The sequence below is a fragment of the Gymnodinialimonas ulvae genome (assembly GCF_037543845.1).
GTDB classification, from domain to species: Bacteria; Pseudomonadota; Alphaproteobacteria; order Rhodobacterales; family Rhodobacteraceae; genus Gymnodinialimonas; species Gymnodinialimonas ulvae.
Genome location: NZ_JBBIFX010000005.1, coordinates 40,477 through 54,970, shown reverse-complemented (window position 1 = coordinate 54,970; position 14,494 = coordinate 40,477). Strand labels below are relative to the sequence as shown.

The 14,494-nt window shown below is 64.8% G+C and carries 14 protein-coding genes; 5 read left to right on the top strand and 9 right to left on the bottom strand.

The window, feature by feature from the left end; genetic code table 11:
- A partial coding sequence (locus V8J83_RS18940; protein ID WP_339988094.1) for a hypothetical protein occupies window positions 1-189 on the bottom strand: 189 nt, incomplete at its 3' end.
- 441 nt (window positions 190-630) lie between these two features.
- On the bottom strand, window positions 631-1,563 hold the full coding sequence (locus V8J83_RS18935; protein WP_339988092.1) for a sulfotransferase domain-containing protein: 933 nt from the start codon (window positions 1,561-1,563) through the stop codon (window positions 631-633).
- Window positions 1,564-1,665: 102 nt separating this feature from the next.
- On the opposite strand from V8J83_RS18935, the gene V8J83_RS18930 reads away from it, so the two are divergent.
- A complete protein-coding gene (locus tag V8J83_RS18930; protein WP_339988090.1) occupies window positions 1,666-3,105 on the top strand; it encodes an O-antigen ligase family protein in 1,440 nt (479 codons plus the stop codon).
- A 12-nt stretch (window positions 3,106-3,117) separates the two neighbouring features.
- On the opposite strand, the gene V8J83_RS18925 is transcribed toward V8J83_RS18930, so the two are convergent.
- From V8J83_RS18925 to V8J83_RS18915, 3 genes are all read right to left on the bottom strand, one after another.
- Window positions 3,118-3,987, bottom strand: coding sequence for a glycosyltransferase family 2 protein (locus V8J83_RS18925; protein WP_339988088.1), 870 nt, complete (start codon window positions 3,985-3,987; stop codon window positions 3,118-3,120).
- Window positions 3,988-4,155: 168 nt separating this feature from the next.
- Window positions 4,156-5,187: a ParB N-terminal domain-containing protein gene (locus tag V8J83_RS18920; protein WP_339988086.1), complete on the bottom strand. Its 1,032-nt coding sequence runs from the start codon at window positions 5,185-5,187 to the stop codon at window positions 4,156-4,158.
- A 12-nt stretch (window positions 5,188-5,199) separates the two neighbouring features.
- Window positions 5,200-6,582, bottom strand: coding sequence for an AAA family ATPase (locus tag V8J83_RS18915; protein WP_339988084.1), 1,383 nt, complete (start codon window positions 6,580-6,582; stop codon window positions 5,200-5,202).
- A 418-nt stretch (window positions 6,583-7,000) separates the two neighbouring features.
- On the opposite strand from V8J83_RS18915, the gene V8J83_RS18910 reads away from it, so the two are divergent.
- Together V8J83_RS18910 and V8J83_RS18905 are read left to right on the top strand one after the other, a co-directional pair.
- Entirely contained in the window at window positions 7,001-8,050 is a 1,050-nt protein-coding gene (locus tag V8J83_RS18910) for a replication initiator protein A (protein WP_339988081.1), read from the top strand.
- Between the two features lie 158 nt (window positions 8,051-8,208).
- Window positions 8,209-8,970 (top strand): sulfotransferase family 2 domain-containing protein, encoded by a 762-nt coding sequence (locus tag V8J83_RS18905; protein ID WP_339988079.1) that lies wholly within the window; start codon window positions 8,209-8,211, stop codon window positions 8,968-8,970.
- 42 nt (window positions 8,971-9,012) lie between these two features.
- Here V8J83_RS18905 and V8J83_RS18900 read toward each other — a convergent pair whose 3' ends face one another.
- The 3 genes from V8J83_RS18900 to V8J83_RS18890 form a co-directional block, all read right to left on the bottom strand.
- On the bottom strand, window positions 9,013-9,597 hold the full coding sequence (locus tag V8J83_RS18900; protein WP_339988076.1) for an acyltransferase: 585 nt from the start codon (window positions 9,595-9,597) through the stop codon (window positions 9,013-9,015).
- Entirely contained in the window at window positions 9,594-10,724 is a 1,131-nt protein-coding gene (locus V8J83_RS18895; protein WP_339988074.1) for a glycosyltransferase family 2 protein, read from the bottom strand. Before V8J83_RS18895 ends, V8J83_RS18900 begins: the two co-directional genes overlap by 4 nt.
- A 145-nt stretch (window positions 10,725-10,869) precedes the next feature.
- Window positions 10,870-12,150, bottom strand: coding sequence for a right-handed parallel beta-helix repeat-containing protein (locus V8J83_RS18890; RefSeq protein ID WP_339988071.1), 1,281 nt, complete (start codon window positions 12,148-12,150; stop codon window positions 10,870-10,872).
- 104 nt (window positions 12,151-12,254) lie between these two features.
- Here V8J83_RS18890 and V8J83_RS18885 point away from each other — a divergent pair, with 104 nt between their 5' ends.
- Both V8J83_RS18885 and V8J83_RS18880 read left to right on the top strand, forming a co-directional pair.
- Window positions 12,255-12,791 carry an acyltransferase gene (locus tag V8J83_RS18885; protein WP_339988069.1) on the top strand — a complete coding sequence of 179 codons (537 nt, stop codon included), beginning with the start codon at window positions 12,255-12,257 and terminating at the stop codon, window positions 12,789-12,791.
- Between the two features lie 41 nt (window positions 12,792-12,832).
- Window positions 12,833-13,546 (top strand): SGNH/GDSL hydrolase family protein, encoded by a 714-nt coding sequence (locus tag V8J83_RS18880; RefSeq protein ID WP_339988067.1) that lies wholly within the window; start codon window positions 12,833-12,835, stop codon window positions 13,544-13,546.
- On the opposite strand, the gene V8J83_RS18875 is transcribed toward V8J83_RS18880, so the two are convergent.
- Window positions 13,516-14,457 (bottom strand): hypothetical protein, encoded by a 942-nt coding sequence (locus tag V8J83_RS18875; RefSeq protein WP_339988066.1) that lies wholly within the window; start codon window positions 14,455-14,457, stop codon window positions 13,516-13,518. The two genes, V8J83_RS18880 and V8J83_RS18875, sit on opposite strands and share 31 nt — an antisense overlap.
- Window positions 14,458-14,494: the final 37 nt, after the last annotated feature.

Genomic DNA, 14,494 nt, shown 5'->3' with positions numbered 1-14,494 from the left:
GGACGTGATGTGAACCGGATTCGATCCGCCATTGGTCAGAAAGATCTGATCGTCCGGCGAGAAGTTCCCGGTCAGGTAAATCGTGCCGCCACCGGGTGTGGTGGACAGCGTTGCATAGGCATCTGCGAGTGCAGATTCGGAGTCGACAAAGACGCCGGGCGCCCCTGCAGCTACAGTCGTGAATGGCATGGCGCTAACTATCCCTCATAGCGTTTCGACGTTCGTGTCCCAAAACGTTCCATGATGGCAGTAGAGGTTGAAACAAAGGCCTCAATTAGGCGAAAATTTGCTTGAAATCGAAAGAGTGTGGCGGCAATCCGCCAAATAAGGCACGGGCCTGCTAAGCGCCTGAAAAACGACACGGAATCTTGCGGTTTGAGCCCTAATCAGGGGCCGGATTGCCGCATTTTGCTGCGCTGCAGCGTCCAGATCACGGAATTGAAACAATTATCCCAACGGCTTACGGCACAAGGGAGGCAAGTGGGCATAATCCCGCCACTTGAGCCCGCAGGACGCCCCCCCCCTCAACCTATACGGGCGCGCGCAACACCGATGCACGCCCCCTGCCCGGCCAACAGCAAAGCGGCCGCCGGACCTTTGGCAGGCCAGGACAGGGTCCGGGGACGGCGCTTAATGCGGGTCGTAGTCGAACTTGCGCAGCACCGGGCCAAGCTGCACCTCGATATAGTCGAGATGCTCGGGCGACAGTTCCTCGCGCCACTGCTCCTTGCGGCCCGAGCGGATGTGCTGGTGTTTGGCCTGGGCCGCGTCCTTGTTGCGGCCGGTCCGGCGCTTGGCCTCGAACAGGCGCATCAGCTCGACCCCGATCTCGGCCTGATCCTCGGGCACGCCGAAATGGGCGAAGATATCGTGATAGAGCTGATCACGCCCCTCCCCCATCAGGTCCTCATATGGGACCTCGAGAATATCGGGATTGTCCATGTCCCAGTTCTCAAGCTGCTCACGGTAGAAGAAGATGAAATGGTCGATCTCCATGAACAGGCCGGTGCGGGTGTCGGCCGCCTGCATCTTCTGCTGATAGCTGCGCCCCTGGTCATCGGGGCGATGCACCCAGGTCTCGTTGGTCCATTTGTGATAATGGTAGCCCGACACGATCATGTCGCGCGGATCACGCATCAGGTGGATGCCGCGATACGGCGCCAGCGACGGCAGTTCCATCTTCGAATGGTTCGACAGGAACAGACGCGTGTCGGCGGCGGGCTGTTCCAGGCTGATCTTCTCGAACTTCAACCGCGTGGCATAGGCAAAGAACCGCAGCACCGCGTTGAAATAGGTCGTCATCGCCTTGTGATGGGTGCCGACCCACAACAACGGCTGCCCCTCGGTATGGCCCTGGGCCTGCGCGCGCACGGCCCGCAGACGTGGCAACAAGCGCCAGAATTCCGGATCCGTGGCGAGACCCTTGTTCTTGCGCAGGAACACCGGCAATTGCTTGCGGTACATCGCCAGCTTCGACACCTCGACAGGCGGGCCAAACCCGGCCTCTGTCATGACATCTGTCCGGCCCTGCGATGCATCCCACCGCGCCATGTCTTGCGCCAAAGCGTCGTCCTCCAAAGATTTTTACCGAAACGCCACATCAGGACGATAGGCCTGACCATGCAGCTATGTTAAACGGCGCTCGGTTTAACACAAAGAGACAACGTGACAAGTCAGGTCAACCCACCCGGGCCCTCCCTGCCGGGCCGCTCCGGTGCGCTCAACATAGCGCGCGAAACGCTATCCAAGCCGGTGGTGTTGGCGTTGTTCATTGCCTGCGCGACACAGCCCTATGGCCTGGCGCTTGGCCCGCTGCTGATCGGGCCCTACCGTCTGGTGCTGCTGCTGATCGGGCCGATCCTGATGATTCAATGGCTGTCGGGGCGCTACGGGCGCCTTCTGCCGCCCGATTTTCTGGTCCTGGGCTATGCGACATGGGTTCTGGTTGCGCTGGCGGCCAACGGGCAGATGGGCCGCGTGGTGGAATGGGGCGGGTCGCAATTCATCGACACCTTCTTCGCCTATCTGCTGGGGCGCGCGGCGATCAGGACCAAGCAGGATTTCTACTTCTTCACCCGCGTCTTTCTATGGGTGCTGCTGTTCCTGTTGCCCTTTGCGATTCTGGAAAGCGCGATGGGGGTGGTGATCCTGATCCGCCTGGCCGAGGCCATACCTCTGGTCGAGGCGTTCGGCATCGTCACGCTGGAATATCCGCCGCGCCTGGGCCTGTTGCGGGCGCAAACCGGCGCGGTCCACCCGATCCTATACGGCGTCATGTGCGCCATGGGCTTTTCCTTCGGCCTTCTCGGGCTGGCCCATAGCCCCGGCAAACCGGGCCTTTTCAAGCGGTTTGCCATGACCTCCGGCAGCTATGTCGGCACCTTCTTTTCGCTGTCCTCGGGCGCCTTCGCGGCGGTCGGCGTGCAGGGTTTGCTGATGCTGTGGAACTGGCTGCTGCGCAAATGGAAGGCGCGCTGGAAGGTCTTGGGATGGGGCTTTGTGGTGGCTTATATCATCGTGGATTTCGTGGCCGCCCGCCCGCCGGCGCTGGTCTTCGGGCGGATGATCTCGTTCAGCGGCTCAACCGCGTGGAACCGCTACATGATCTGGCAATTCGGCTCGGCCGAGGTGATGCGCAACCCGATCTTCGGCATGGGCATCTTCTCGGACTGGCAACGCGCGCCGTGGATGCCATCGTCGATCGACAACCAGTGGCTGCAGGTCGCCATGCGCTTCGGGCTGGTGGGAATCGGGCTGCTGATGGGGGCCTATATCTACATCCTGTACAAGCTGATCCGGATCGATTTCTCCAACAACCCCGAGATGGATGCGATCCGCAAAGCCTTCGTCTTCACGCTCATCGCGCTGTTGATTTCCTATGGCACGGTCGCGGCCTGGCATATCCAGTGGTCCATCCTGCTGCTGCTTCTGGGGGCGACGACATGGATCTTCAGCACGCCGCCGGAAGCCCATGGCACAGACGAAGACGAGAACGCAGCCCCCGCCGATGGACGCCGCGGCGCCACGCAGCACGCGCGCCCCATCGACGCCCCGAGATACAGCCGGTTCCCGACGCAGCCCCGAGACAAGCCGCCCGGCCGCTAAGACGCGCCGCGCTCAGATCCCGCGCCCGGCCGCCTGCAGGATCATCCAGACCATCCGCTGCATCCGCAGCCTGAGCAGCGTGCCCGCCGCGCGGCGCTTTTCCAACCCGCTCAGCGCGCCATGGCGCAGGATACGCGGCAGATGCGCCGCCACGCTGACCGGCATCAACAGCGCCTTCAGAAGCCATTTCACCCGACCCATGGGGGCCGCCCGTGCCAGGCCGAAGCCTTCCTCGGTCATGCGCCGCCACTTCTTTTGCAGCGCAGGCCAATCCGGCCGCGTCGGATGCGCCACCACCAGCGCCGGATCATAGCGCAGCGTCGCCCCCGCAGCGACGGCACGACGGCACCAATCGACATCTTCCGACAGGCCCACGACCATCGGGCCGGTGGCCTCGAAGATTGCGCGCGCGGCGACCAGGTTGGCGGTGACCGAGAAGCCGTCCTCGCGGATATAGCGCTCCTGATCGAAGGCAAAGACGGTCTCGAACGCCTCCGCGCCGGACCGTGGGGCCGGGGTCTCGTCAAAGACCTCGATGCGGCCGCCACTGACCACATTCGCATCGCCCGTGGCGATCTCACGGGCGCGCGCCAGCCAGCCCTCGGACGGCACGCAATCGGCATCGAGCAGGAAGATCCACAGCGCGGTGGTCACCTCCACCCCCTTGTTGCGCGCCGCCGCCGCGCCGCGTTCGGGCTGCGTGACGAAGCGCACCTGCGGATAGGTCGCCTGCAACGGGGCCATATCGACGGGCGAGGCATTGTCAGCCACGACAACCTCGGTTCCGCTCAGATCCTGAACCACAAGCGCGGCGAGACACCGTTCAAGACGCTCAAGGTCGTTGAAATGGGGAATGATGACCGCGTAATCGGGCGCTGGCATGGCTGTGGTCTCCGTCGCTCACGTCTGGTCCGGATCAAGCCGTTCCGGGGTGATCCGATGCCACGGTTTCGCGCGCGAAACCACCCTCTTATCAGCGCTTGCGGCGCCGGCTGACCTGACCCGGGCGCGCCCCGCTTCGCGGACCCGGCTTCCTTGTTTCAAAAATACTCAAAATCCCCGGCGGCGCAGCCACTCCGCCAGCGCTTCTTCCAGCGCGCCATCGACGCCAGGACCGCTCAAGGTCAGGCCCGAACGCCCACGTTTGAGCCTGATCCCCGGCACAACCTCCGGCGCGGCATCGCCCCGGGCGGGCCGCGTCTTGGAGGTCGCCTTGGGCCCGGCCACCGAAGCCGCCCCACGGGTCAGGGCGGCCATCTCTTCTTCGGGATTGGCCGGGGCCGCCATTGACAAGGCATCGGTGATCTCGGTGCGCGCGCCCGCCTCCAGCGCGCGGGCCAGCTTCAGACCCAGCCGCTCGGGGATCGCCGAAGGATAGGCCAGCCAATCCTCCAACCCTTCATAGACCCGGACGAAAGACCGGATTTTCGAGCGTTTCGCCTTGGACGCGGCGGCAAACAGCACATCGATGGCGGCGGACGCATCGTCAAACACCCCCGCCTCAGCCGCCCGCGCGGCGACGCGGGCGCGCTCATAATAGCTCAAGCCCACGCGGATCTCGTTTTCCTCGACCATCGCGACATAGGCCTCGGCGGCGGTGTCGGGCTGGCGCAGCATGGCCAGAACGGTGGCAAATTTCTCGTCCCCCGTCTCGGCATGGAGCTCGCGCAGCGCCATCAACCGCCGCCACCCCGAGATCAGCCCATAGCGCGGCCCGAGATGATCGGGTCCCATATCGCGCACCTCGATGGGCACTTGCTGCCCGCGCTGGCGCAGACTTTCGAGAAGGGCGGCGCTATCCTCGGAAAGCGTGCTTTCGGTGGCGGCGGTTGCGGGCAGGCGGTCGCGCAACAGATGCCCCGCCTCCACATCCGCCAGCGGCAGCGACAGGATCAGCCGCCCCTCGGCGCGCGCGGTCTCCATCGCTTGCGTCACCTCGGCAAGGGCGGCGCTGGCGGCGGCGTCGCCGGCCATATCGGCAATGGGCGCACGGCGGGCGCTTCCCGATGCAGATACGTCCCTATCCTGCAGGTTAGGCTCTGCCTGAAGCGCCATCGGGCTCAATCGTTTGCGTTTGGCCATACTCTCGCCTCCCTATTCCGCCGCATCCGCACGCGCCGCCATTTCGCGGTGCCAGATCCCCACCAGAAGCCGTTTGAACCCGGCATAGGTCTCATCGAACGTGGCGCGCCCGCGGGCATAGGTGTCGCGGTTGAAATCGCGGTAATCGGCCTCGTAGATGCCATGGACCTGTTCGCCCGCCTGCCCGATCAGCGCGGTGAAATCCTGCCGGTGGGGGCTCAGCGTGCGGCCCATATAGGCCTGGATCAGGGCCGCCATCTCGGCCTGTTGCCCGGCGTCATAGCGGGTCACGACGGCGCGCACCGCATCCCATTCAAAGCGCAACTCATCCCGGCCCAGGGCCCGTGCGGCCATGTTCTCCCCCTCTTCGATGGAGGCGAAGGTCGTATGCAGCATGTCGAAGAAGCGGCCCGTGGAATCGAATTCCAGAAACGACGCCCCCAGCGGCACCAAAAGGATATCGGCCGCCGCCAGCCCGTTGATCGTCAGGTATCCCAGGGCAGGGGGCGTATCGAGGAACACCAGGTCGTAGTCATCGAGCACCCCGTCGGCCTCGAGACTGTCCGAGAGCGCGTCCCACAGCTTCCAGCCGCGCGCCGCCATGCGCCAGACCGGCACCTGGAACTCGGACCAATAGAGATTGAGCTGCGCCCCGATGAGGTCGATGTTGGGCCAGTGCGTCTTGGTGATGAGATCCTTGGCCCCCATCCCCAGCGCCTCTGTCAGGACCTCGTCCATCGGTTGCGGGGCCTCGCCACGGTCAAGCCTGCGCTGGTTCTCGCGGCGCAAATGCCGCCCGTAATGGCGCGCCAGAAGCGGGAAGACGGTTTGCCATTCATCCTCGATCTTGCCGCCGAAAATCGACGTCATGGAACCCTGGCTGTCGAGATCGATCACCAGCACCTTGTAGCCGTCCAAAGCCGCCGACATCGCCAGATGCGCCGCGGTCGAGGTCTTGCCGACGCCGCCCTTGAAATTGGCCACGGCGACCATCTTGGCCCGCGCGCCTTCGGGGCGGTACGGCAGGTATTCCTTCGCCTTCGAGCCCTCCGCCCCGAAATGCGCGCGCAGCTTCAACACCTCGTCGAGGGTGAACCACTTCGCGCCGTTCTCGGTATCGGAATGGCCCTGGGGCAGGGTGGGGTTCTGGCGCAGGACGCGGCGGAAATGCGCGGGCGCGACAGGGATCAGGTATTTGGTGATCTCCCAGGTCGAGAAACGACGCAGAACCTTTTGGCCGGTTTCATCCAGACCGCGGCCCGACAGATCCTCCCGCCCCCGCGCACAGGCCTCGGCGATGGCGTGGAATCCATCGGTGCCACAGGGGGCGCCAAGCTCACTTGCCGCGAGGCGTGCGTCGATGTTGAAATACGGAGGAAGGGTTTCGCTGCTCATGGCTGTGCCCCTTGTTGTGTTTGATGTTACGCCTTTTCGCCAGTGTGCCGTAAAACGCATCACATGGGAAGATACTCCGAACACTAAAAAATTTTAATATTTTTCAATGCCTTATAGAGGCCTCCTGTCCGCCAGCGCTTCAGCGCCAATTCTTAATGAAGTTATATTTATGTTATTAAGATAGTTACGGATCTGACGGCCTGTCGCCAAAGCCTTGATTAAAAATGGTTTTCTGCCGCTTATCGAAGTCATGGTGACTCTGATCCCACGATAGGGCGACTCTCAAAACCCGAAAGCCCGACTCCGATCCCACGATGTCGGACTAGGCAGAATCGCCGCTGCTGATTAAGCTGGGTGTCAATGAAACGACGAAGGGATCCTACAGGTCCCTCACCCCAGATCACAGGCCCGAGCAGTCATGGCCCCACCTCTTTCGCGCGCCGCCGCTGGCGGTTCCACACGGGCATCCGGGTCCGGGCCAAGCGCCTTTGGCGGCGACCTGTTCGTCTGTGATATCCTCGCCGCCGTGCCCAAGCATGACATCGCCTCGATGGAGCATCCGGTCTTCTCGCTGTCGACGCGGCCTGATCGCCGGGTGCTGGAGTACGACCACCGCGGCACCCAGGTCACGATCACGCCCTCGGTCAAGGGGCGGGCCACGATCTTCGACGCCGATATCCTGATCTTTTGCATCAGTCAGCTGATGGCCGCGATCAATGCCGGGCGGCCGACCTCACGGGTTCTGACGCTGACGGCCCATGATCTTCTGCTGGCCACGGGGCGCGAGACCAGCGGGGATGCCTACCGGCGCCTGCGCGACGCGTTCGAGCGTCTGGCAGGCACACGCATCACCACCAACATCACCACCGGCCCCAAGGATGATCCGCGCGAGGTCACCACCGGCTTCGGCCTGATCGAGGCCTGGGAGATCGTGCGCCGCACGCGGGCCGGGCGCATGGTGTCGGTCACCGTGACGCTGAGCGAATGGCTCTATAACGCGGTGCTGGCGAAATCGGTCCTGACGCTGAGCCGGGAGTATTTCTCCTTGCGCAAACCGCTGGAGCGCCGCCTTTACGAGATCGCGCGCAAACATTGCGGCACGCAGCCCACCTGGCGCATCTCGGTGCCGGTCCTGTGGAAGAAATCAGGCTCTACCTCGCCGGTTCGGGTCTTTCGCGCCATGCTGCGCGAGAGCATCCGCGCCGATGTCCTGCCCGATTACATCTTCACCGAGGAACCCGGCGACATCATCTGCGTCACGCCGCGCGCCGCGGTGATCGAACCGGGCGAGGGGCCGATCCTGTCGCCCGATACGCTGGAGGCCGCGCGCGCGCTGCGCCCCGGCGAAGATGTCTATGCGCTTGAGGCGCGTTGGCGCGGGGTGTGGGCCGCGACCGGCCGGCCCCGACTGCGCGCGCCCGACAAGGCGTTCCTGGGCTGGCTCAAGGCGCCCTCGTCGCGCGGCTAGGGGCGCGCCCGGCGCGCAATCAAAGGCTACGCGAAAGACAGCGTTTCGGCAAAAAGTGACCGATGGTCCGGCTCATGCGTTGACAACAGGGGGGCTTTCCCCTTTGTGTTCAACCTGTTCCGGGGGGCCGTGAAACGTTAAAATGAGCCGTATTATTCATGCCTATCGTTCGTGCTGGCCCGCTTCTGGTCTACTTCGCCCATGTTCCCAAATGCGGTGGCTCTGCCATCGAGGCCTATCTGGCTGAACGCTTCGGGCGCATCGCCCTGCTGGACACGCGCCACCATGCCAATCCCGCCGACAAACGCTGGAGTCGGACCTCGCCACAGCATATGTCGCTTGAGGTGTGCCAGCGGCTGTTTCCCGACGGGTTCTTCGATCACAGCTTTGCCGTGGTGCGCCATCCGGTCTCGCGGCTGATCAGTGCCTACCATTTCCAGAAGGAAATCGAACAGCTCCCCTCGGCACGCGCCGGGTTTTCGCAATGGCTCGACGTGTTGCCCGAGATGATGGACGAAGATCCCTTCGTCTTCGACAACCACACCCGCCCGATGGTCGAACTGGTCCCCGAAGGCGCCAAGATCTTCTATCTGGAGCATGGGCTGGATGCGCTGGTGCCGTGGTTCGATGCGATCACCGGCCGCAAGGATGCCCCGCGCGCCCTGCGCCCGGCCAATGAACGCAAGGGCCGCAAGAGCGACGGGGTCAAGGTCGCCCCCAGCGCCGATGATTTGGCGGTGATTGAACGGCTCTATGCCGCCGATTTCGCGCGCTTCGGCTATACCCCGGGCCAGAAAGCGCCCCATGCGCAGCCACCCGAGCTGAGCCCGGATTTCATCGTCGAGCGGGACGCGGAACTGGCCCGCGCCGCGCGCCCCGGTGCCTGGCTGCGTGAGAAGCTGACCCGCGCGATGCGCTGAGGCCGCCGGGTTTCGCGCGCGAAACCGGGTCTGTCATGTGGGTCAGGCGGGCTTTTGACGCTGACCCACCACCTTGGCGGGAATGCCCACCGCAATGGCATAATCCGGGATCTCACCGGTCACAATGGCCCCTGCGCCGATGATTGCACCGTCGCCGATCCGCGCACCGGGCAACACGATCACCCGCGTCGCCAGCCAGACATCGCGGCCGATGATGACATCGGCCTCGTCCATGGCCTGCTCGGTGACGGGGGTGCCATCGTCAAAGCGATAGCCCGACGCTGTCACCATCACCTCGGGGCCGAACAATACGTCATCGCCGATCACGATACGCCCATGCGCGGGCCCGGCCCACAGCGTCGTGCGCGCGCCGATAGAGGCCCGCGCGCCGATCTCGATGCGTTCGGCATTGGAGAACAGCGCATTGGGCGAGATCTTGGCACCGGCCCCGATGGTCAGTTGGCGGCGCGGCTGCACATGGGAGTAATTGTAGTAATTCACCAGCCGGATCGCATGCAGATAGGCGCGCGGATCGAAAGCCGAGCCGATCAGGCGCAGCGCGCGGGCCAGCGGGGATTTCCGCGCCTTGTGGGCGGGGGCCGGAGGGGGAACGCGGGTGTCGGTCATGGCTGGGTCCTGTAGGGGGCGAAGGCGAGGGCCCGGGCCTCGGGTGACAGGCGGCCGCGCACGGCGGCGGGCGGCGGGCGGTCGAGGCTTCCGGCGAGAAGGGCCGCGGCCTCGGCCCGGTGGCCCTTGAGCGCATATTGTCCGGCCTTGGCGAGGCTGTAGGCCAGTGCTGTCAGCCGCGCACCGGGCAGGTGACGGCGTACGAAGCGCATCCGGCCACGATGTTTGAAATATTGCGAAAACGGCCCCGCGACACGGTCCAGCGTGGGCGAGCCGATCGCGGTGCCTGCGCGGTGATAGACCACGCCGCCCGCGCAATAGGCGTAGGGCAGGGTGGCGGGCCTGCGATAGGCCCAGTCGACCTCTTCGTAGTAGAGGAAATAGTCTTCAGGCATCGGGCCCACGGCCTCGTAGAAGGCGCGGCTGGCCACCATCGAGGCACCGGTGATGAAGTCCATCGTGGCGGGATCGGGCGCATCGGTCGCGGCATGGCTTTGGCCCAGGTGGACATTGCCGGTGACGCCGGTCCTGGCATTCACGGTGCCGCCGTCGATCTGGATCGTGTCGGGGTCATGGGTATAGATCACCCGCCCCCCCATCAGCGAAAACGGCCCCGTCTCGGCGCTGGCGAAGGCCAGCGCGGCCCCCGGCGCTGCGGCCCCATCGGGGTTGAGGATCCAGAAGCGGTCGGCCTGACTATGGGCGGCCAGATGCGCCAGGCCGCGATTGACCCCGCCTGCGAACCCTGCGTTCAGCCCCGTCTCGATGAAGGTGAGCGCGGGGGCCTCGGGCGTGCAATCGGGGCAGGGCGCGCCCTCGGGGGAGAGCCGCACCGGCTTGGCGCAGGCGCTCAGCGGGAAGGGCATGTCGGCGGGGGCGGTGAACGGCGCGGAGCCGTCGGCCCAGGCGCGGATCGCCTCGGGCGTGCCATCGGTGGAGCCATTGTCGACCACGACCACATCAAGGGCCACATCGCCGGCCTCGGCCATCAGGCTTTCGAGGTTCTCGGTGATGATATCGGCGGTGTTGAAGGTCACAACCACCACGCCCAATCGGGGGCGGGGGCCGGTCTGGGGGCGGGGGCCGGTCTGAGGGCGCGGCGCGGCTTGCGTCGGGGTGGCGTTCATTCGGCGTCTTGTCCTGTGATTTGGCGCGCGTGATGCGGTTCGGTCAGGGGCGGTGATACGGGGCTTCGGAGAGAAGTCTAGGGGAGATTTGGCCCGCTATGCCAAGGCTGTGTGGCATCCCTATGGCATGGCCGTGCAGCCGGGTTCAGCCGTCCGGTTGCGAGGCCGGGGCCCCCGTGCCGACCCAAGTGCTGTCGGGCCGCAAGCGCCAACCATTGGGTCCGATATCGCCGCCCTGAACCACATCCATGAAATGGCGGCCCACGAAATTCGGATCCGTCGCCGTCCACGACATCAGGATGTTGTCGGCCAGCCGCACCTGCGGCCCGTGCAGGATACGGGTGGTGATGTTGCCGGTCACGGCGGCGTCGGTGATGTCGTCTGACAGGCGGATACGCGGAAAGAACGACGTGTCGCCGTCTTCCTTGATGGTGACGGCCGCGCGGTTCCACAACAGCGTGTTGTCTTCGATACGCACGTCCTGCGCGCCGGTGACGCCGATGCCGTTGGCCGCACCGGTGTAGATCAGGTTCTCGGTGATGGTGATATCGCGGTAGACATGGGCGCGGTCGCCGCGCGCATAGACCGGGTTGCCGAGCCAGATCGCCTGCACCGCGACGCCATTGCCGGTGTCCATGATGTTGCCGGTGATGGTGATGTCGTGGCTGATGATCTCGGCGTTGCGTGACCACATCTGGATGAAATCGGAATGGGTGAATTCGTTCGGCGTGGCCGAGAAATCGTGCATGTAATTGCCTTCGATGCGCACATCCGAGACGCCCACGATGCGAATGCCGTCGCCCTGGATCGCGGTGATCTCGTTGCCGATCACGCGCAGGCCCACGGTCTCCTGGAAGGTCAAACCCTGCTCATAGCCCGAGATATGGTTGCCGGAGACGGTGATGTCGCGCGCGTGGCGGATCATCGACAGCCGCTCGCCCAGGACCGCCGTCGGATCGGCGGGGTCGAACACGATCGAGCCGTTGGAGGTAAAAATCGAGTTGATGATCTCGATGCGCGAAGATTGGGTGATGTCGATGTCGCGCATGAAATCGGGCCGGGTCGCGCCGGTGCTGTCGACATGCACGCGAGAGATGCGCACATTGTCGACCGCGTCAAAGGCGATGCGACTGACACGCACCGGATCTGCGGGATCGGCGGAGGTGATGTGGACGGGATTGTCACCGCCCTGCTCAAGCGCGATCTCGCCCAGGCGCGGAAATCCGGGGGCGAGGTAGATCGTGCCACCCGCTCCGTCCCAGGCCGACAGATCGAGATAGGCCTGCGTCAGGGCCTGCGGCGTCTCGACGGTGACCTCCGGGCCGGTGGGCTCGGCGGAGATCCCGGCCCGCGCGGGCAGGGGGACGAGGGGGCCGGTGAGGGCGAGGGCGAATACAAACAGCAACGGGAACAGACGCGGTGTCATAGAATGGCCAATTTCCAAAGAATATGTTCAAACACTTCGAGCATAATATCAGATCCGGATGATCCGGATAGACAAAGCCGCTTTTTGCCGCGAGATACCCTTTCATGACTGATCATTCCAATACAGATGCGCCTGACACGGCTGCGCCGCAGCCGCCCCTGAAGAAGGCGCGCAAGCGCGGGCTGAACAAACTGGGCGCGTTGCGCAATGTGCTTGTGGATATGCGCCGGCTTGTCCTGACGCGGGTGTGGGGGATGGATTTGCACCCCACGGCGCAGTTTTCGCTATCGGCGAAGTTCGACAAGACCTTTCCGATTGGCGTGCATGTGGGCGAGAAATCCTATGTCGCCTTCGAATCGCGGATCCTGACCCATGACCGGACGCGGGGGCTCTATCTGCATACGCGGGTCGGGCGGAATTGTTTCATTGGCGGGCGGTCCCTGATCCTGCCGGGGGTGGAGATCGGCGACAATTGCGTGGTCGGCGCGGGCTCTATCGTGACGAAATCGGTGCCGCCGCGCTGTGTCGTGGCGGGCAATCCGGCGAAGATCCTGCGCGAGAATATCGAGGTCGGTGACTATGGCCGCTTCCTTGAGGCGGATCAGACCGAGGCACGCCTGGCAGAGGAGGGCCGGGCCTGATCCGGGCGCTGATCGGCCTGCTGCTGGTGGGAGTGGCGGCTGTGACGGTTTTCTGGGCGGGGCCGTTGTGGCGCGGGCCGGAGCCTGTCGTGGCCGCGCCGCGCGATCTGCCCCTGACCCCGCGCACCCTGCCGGACGGCACAGCCCCCCTGCGCATCGTGGCCCTTGGCACGTCTTTGACGGCGCGCGGGCCCTGGCCGGATCACCTGGCCGCGCGGTTGGCGGCCTGCCTGGACCATTCCGTTGAAATCATCCGCATCGCCCGGCCCGGGGCCAATGTGTCCTGGGCCGCGCATCCCGACCGGATCGCCGCGGTGGTGGCCGAGGCCCCCGATATCGTGCTGCTGGAATTTGCCATCAATGACGCCGATTTGCGCGACGGGCTGGCGCGGGAGGCGGCCGATGCGCTGACCCGTGGGCTTTTGGAAGATCTGGCCGAAGCGGTGCCCGAGGCCGCGCTGATCGAGATGACGATGAGCCCTGCCAGAGGCGCGCGCGGCCTTCTGCGGCCCGGCCTGGCGGCGCGCTACGGTGATGTGGTGGCCCGGGGCGGGGATGCGAACCGGGGGGTGGTGGATCTTTATACGCGCTGGATTGCCCTTCCGCGCCATCAGCGCGGGCTGGCCGACGGGCTGCATCCCGACCCTTCGATTGCCGCGCAGGTCACCGTGCCACCGCTGGCGGCGTATCTGGCGGAGGGCTTTGGTGCCGCCTGCCCGCAGGATCAGCCGTTGGAGCCGTTGCCACCCTCATAAGCCGACAGGTCGATCGGATGCGCTACGATCTCGGCCAGCCGCGCATTGGAGGCGGCGAATTGTCCGCCATAGGTGCGCCGGACATAATCGGTGACGGGCCGTTTGGCCCCGAACAGGGTCGAAAACGGCGGTCGTCGCAGCAGGGAAATCGCCCGCCTGCGCATCTTGAAGCCCGATGGATCGACCGCCAGGAACGGCCCCGGCGTCACCGGGCTGCGGTAAAAGTGGTTGAGCCTGCGATGCACCGCCACGGTATATTCGGGATAGCTGGCCCCGCGCACCTCGCGCAGCGCCTCGGTCAGGCCCGCATAGGCGCTGTTGCCCGCAAAGCCCGCCAGCGCGGTGCAGGCGGCCTCCATATCGGCCTTCAGGCTTTCCTGGGTCATCACATGGACATTCTCGGCCCCGAAGAGTTCCTGATAGAGCGCGATCAGCCGGTCATATTCGAAATGCGTATGTTCGAAGCCGAAGAAGCCGGGCCAATCGGTGCCTTCGAAAAACCGGTCATAGGGCAGGGTCCCGCCGCGCAACACATATTGCATGTAGACCGAGGGCAGGATCTTCAGCTGCGCCCGGATCGAGACCAGGATCTTGGCATCGGGCGCGATCGCCTTGAGCCGGTGGGCATAGGTATCGCTCATCTGGCCGCCGAAGAACGGATGACCCGACAGGATCTCGGAGGAGACCACGGCCACATGCCCCTCGGGCAGGCCGGCGCGGCGCTCGGCGATCAGGGCCCGCATCGCATCGGGCGTGAACGTCAGCCCATGGGGCCGCACCGCATGGGTGAAGATCTCGTCATGGTCGGCGAGCATCCGATACCCCTGCGCGGGCTGGAACAGCTTGGTCTGCATCCAGGTTGTGGCGGTCTTGTGATAACCGATGTGGATCAGGAGCGGCGTGTCGGACATGGGAACTCGTATCGGGTTTGGGATCGGGTTTCGGGGT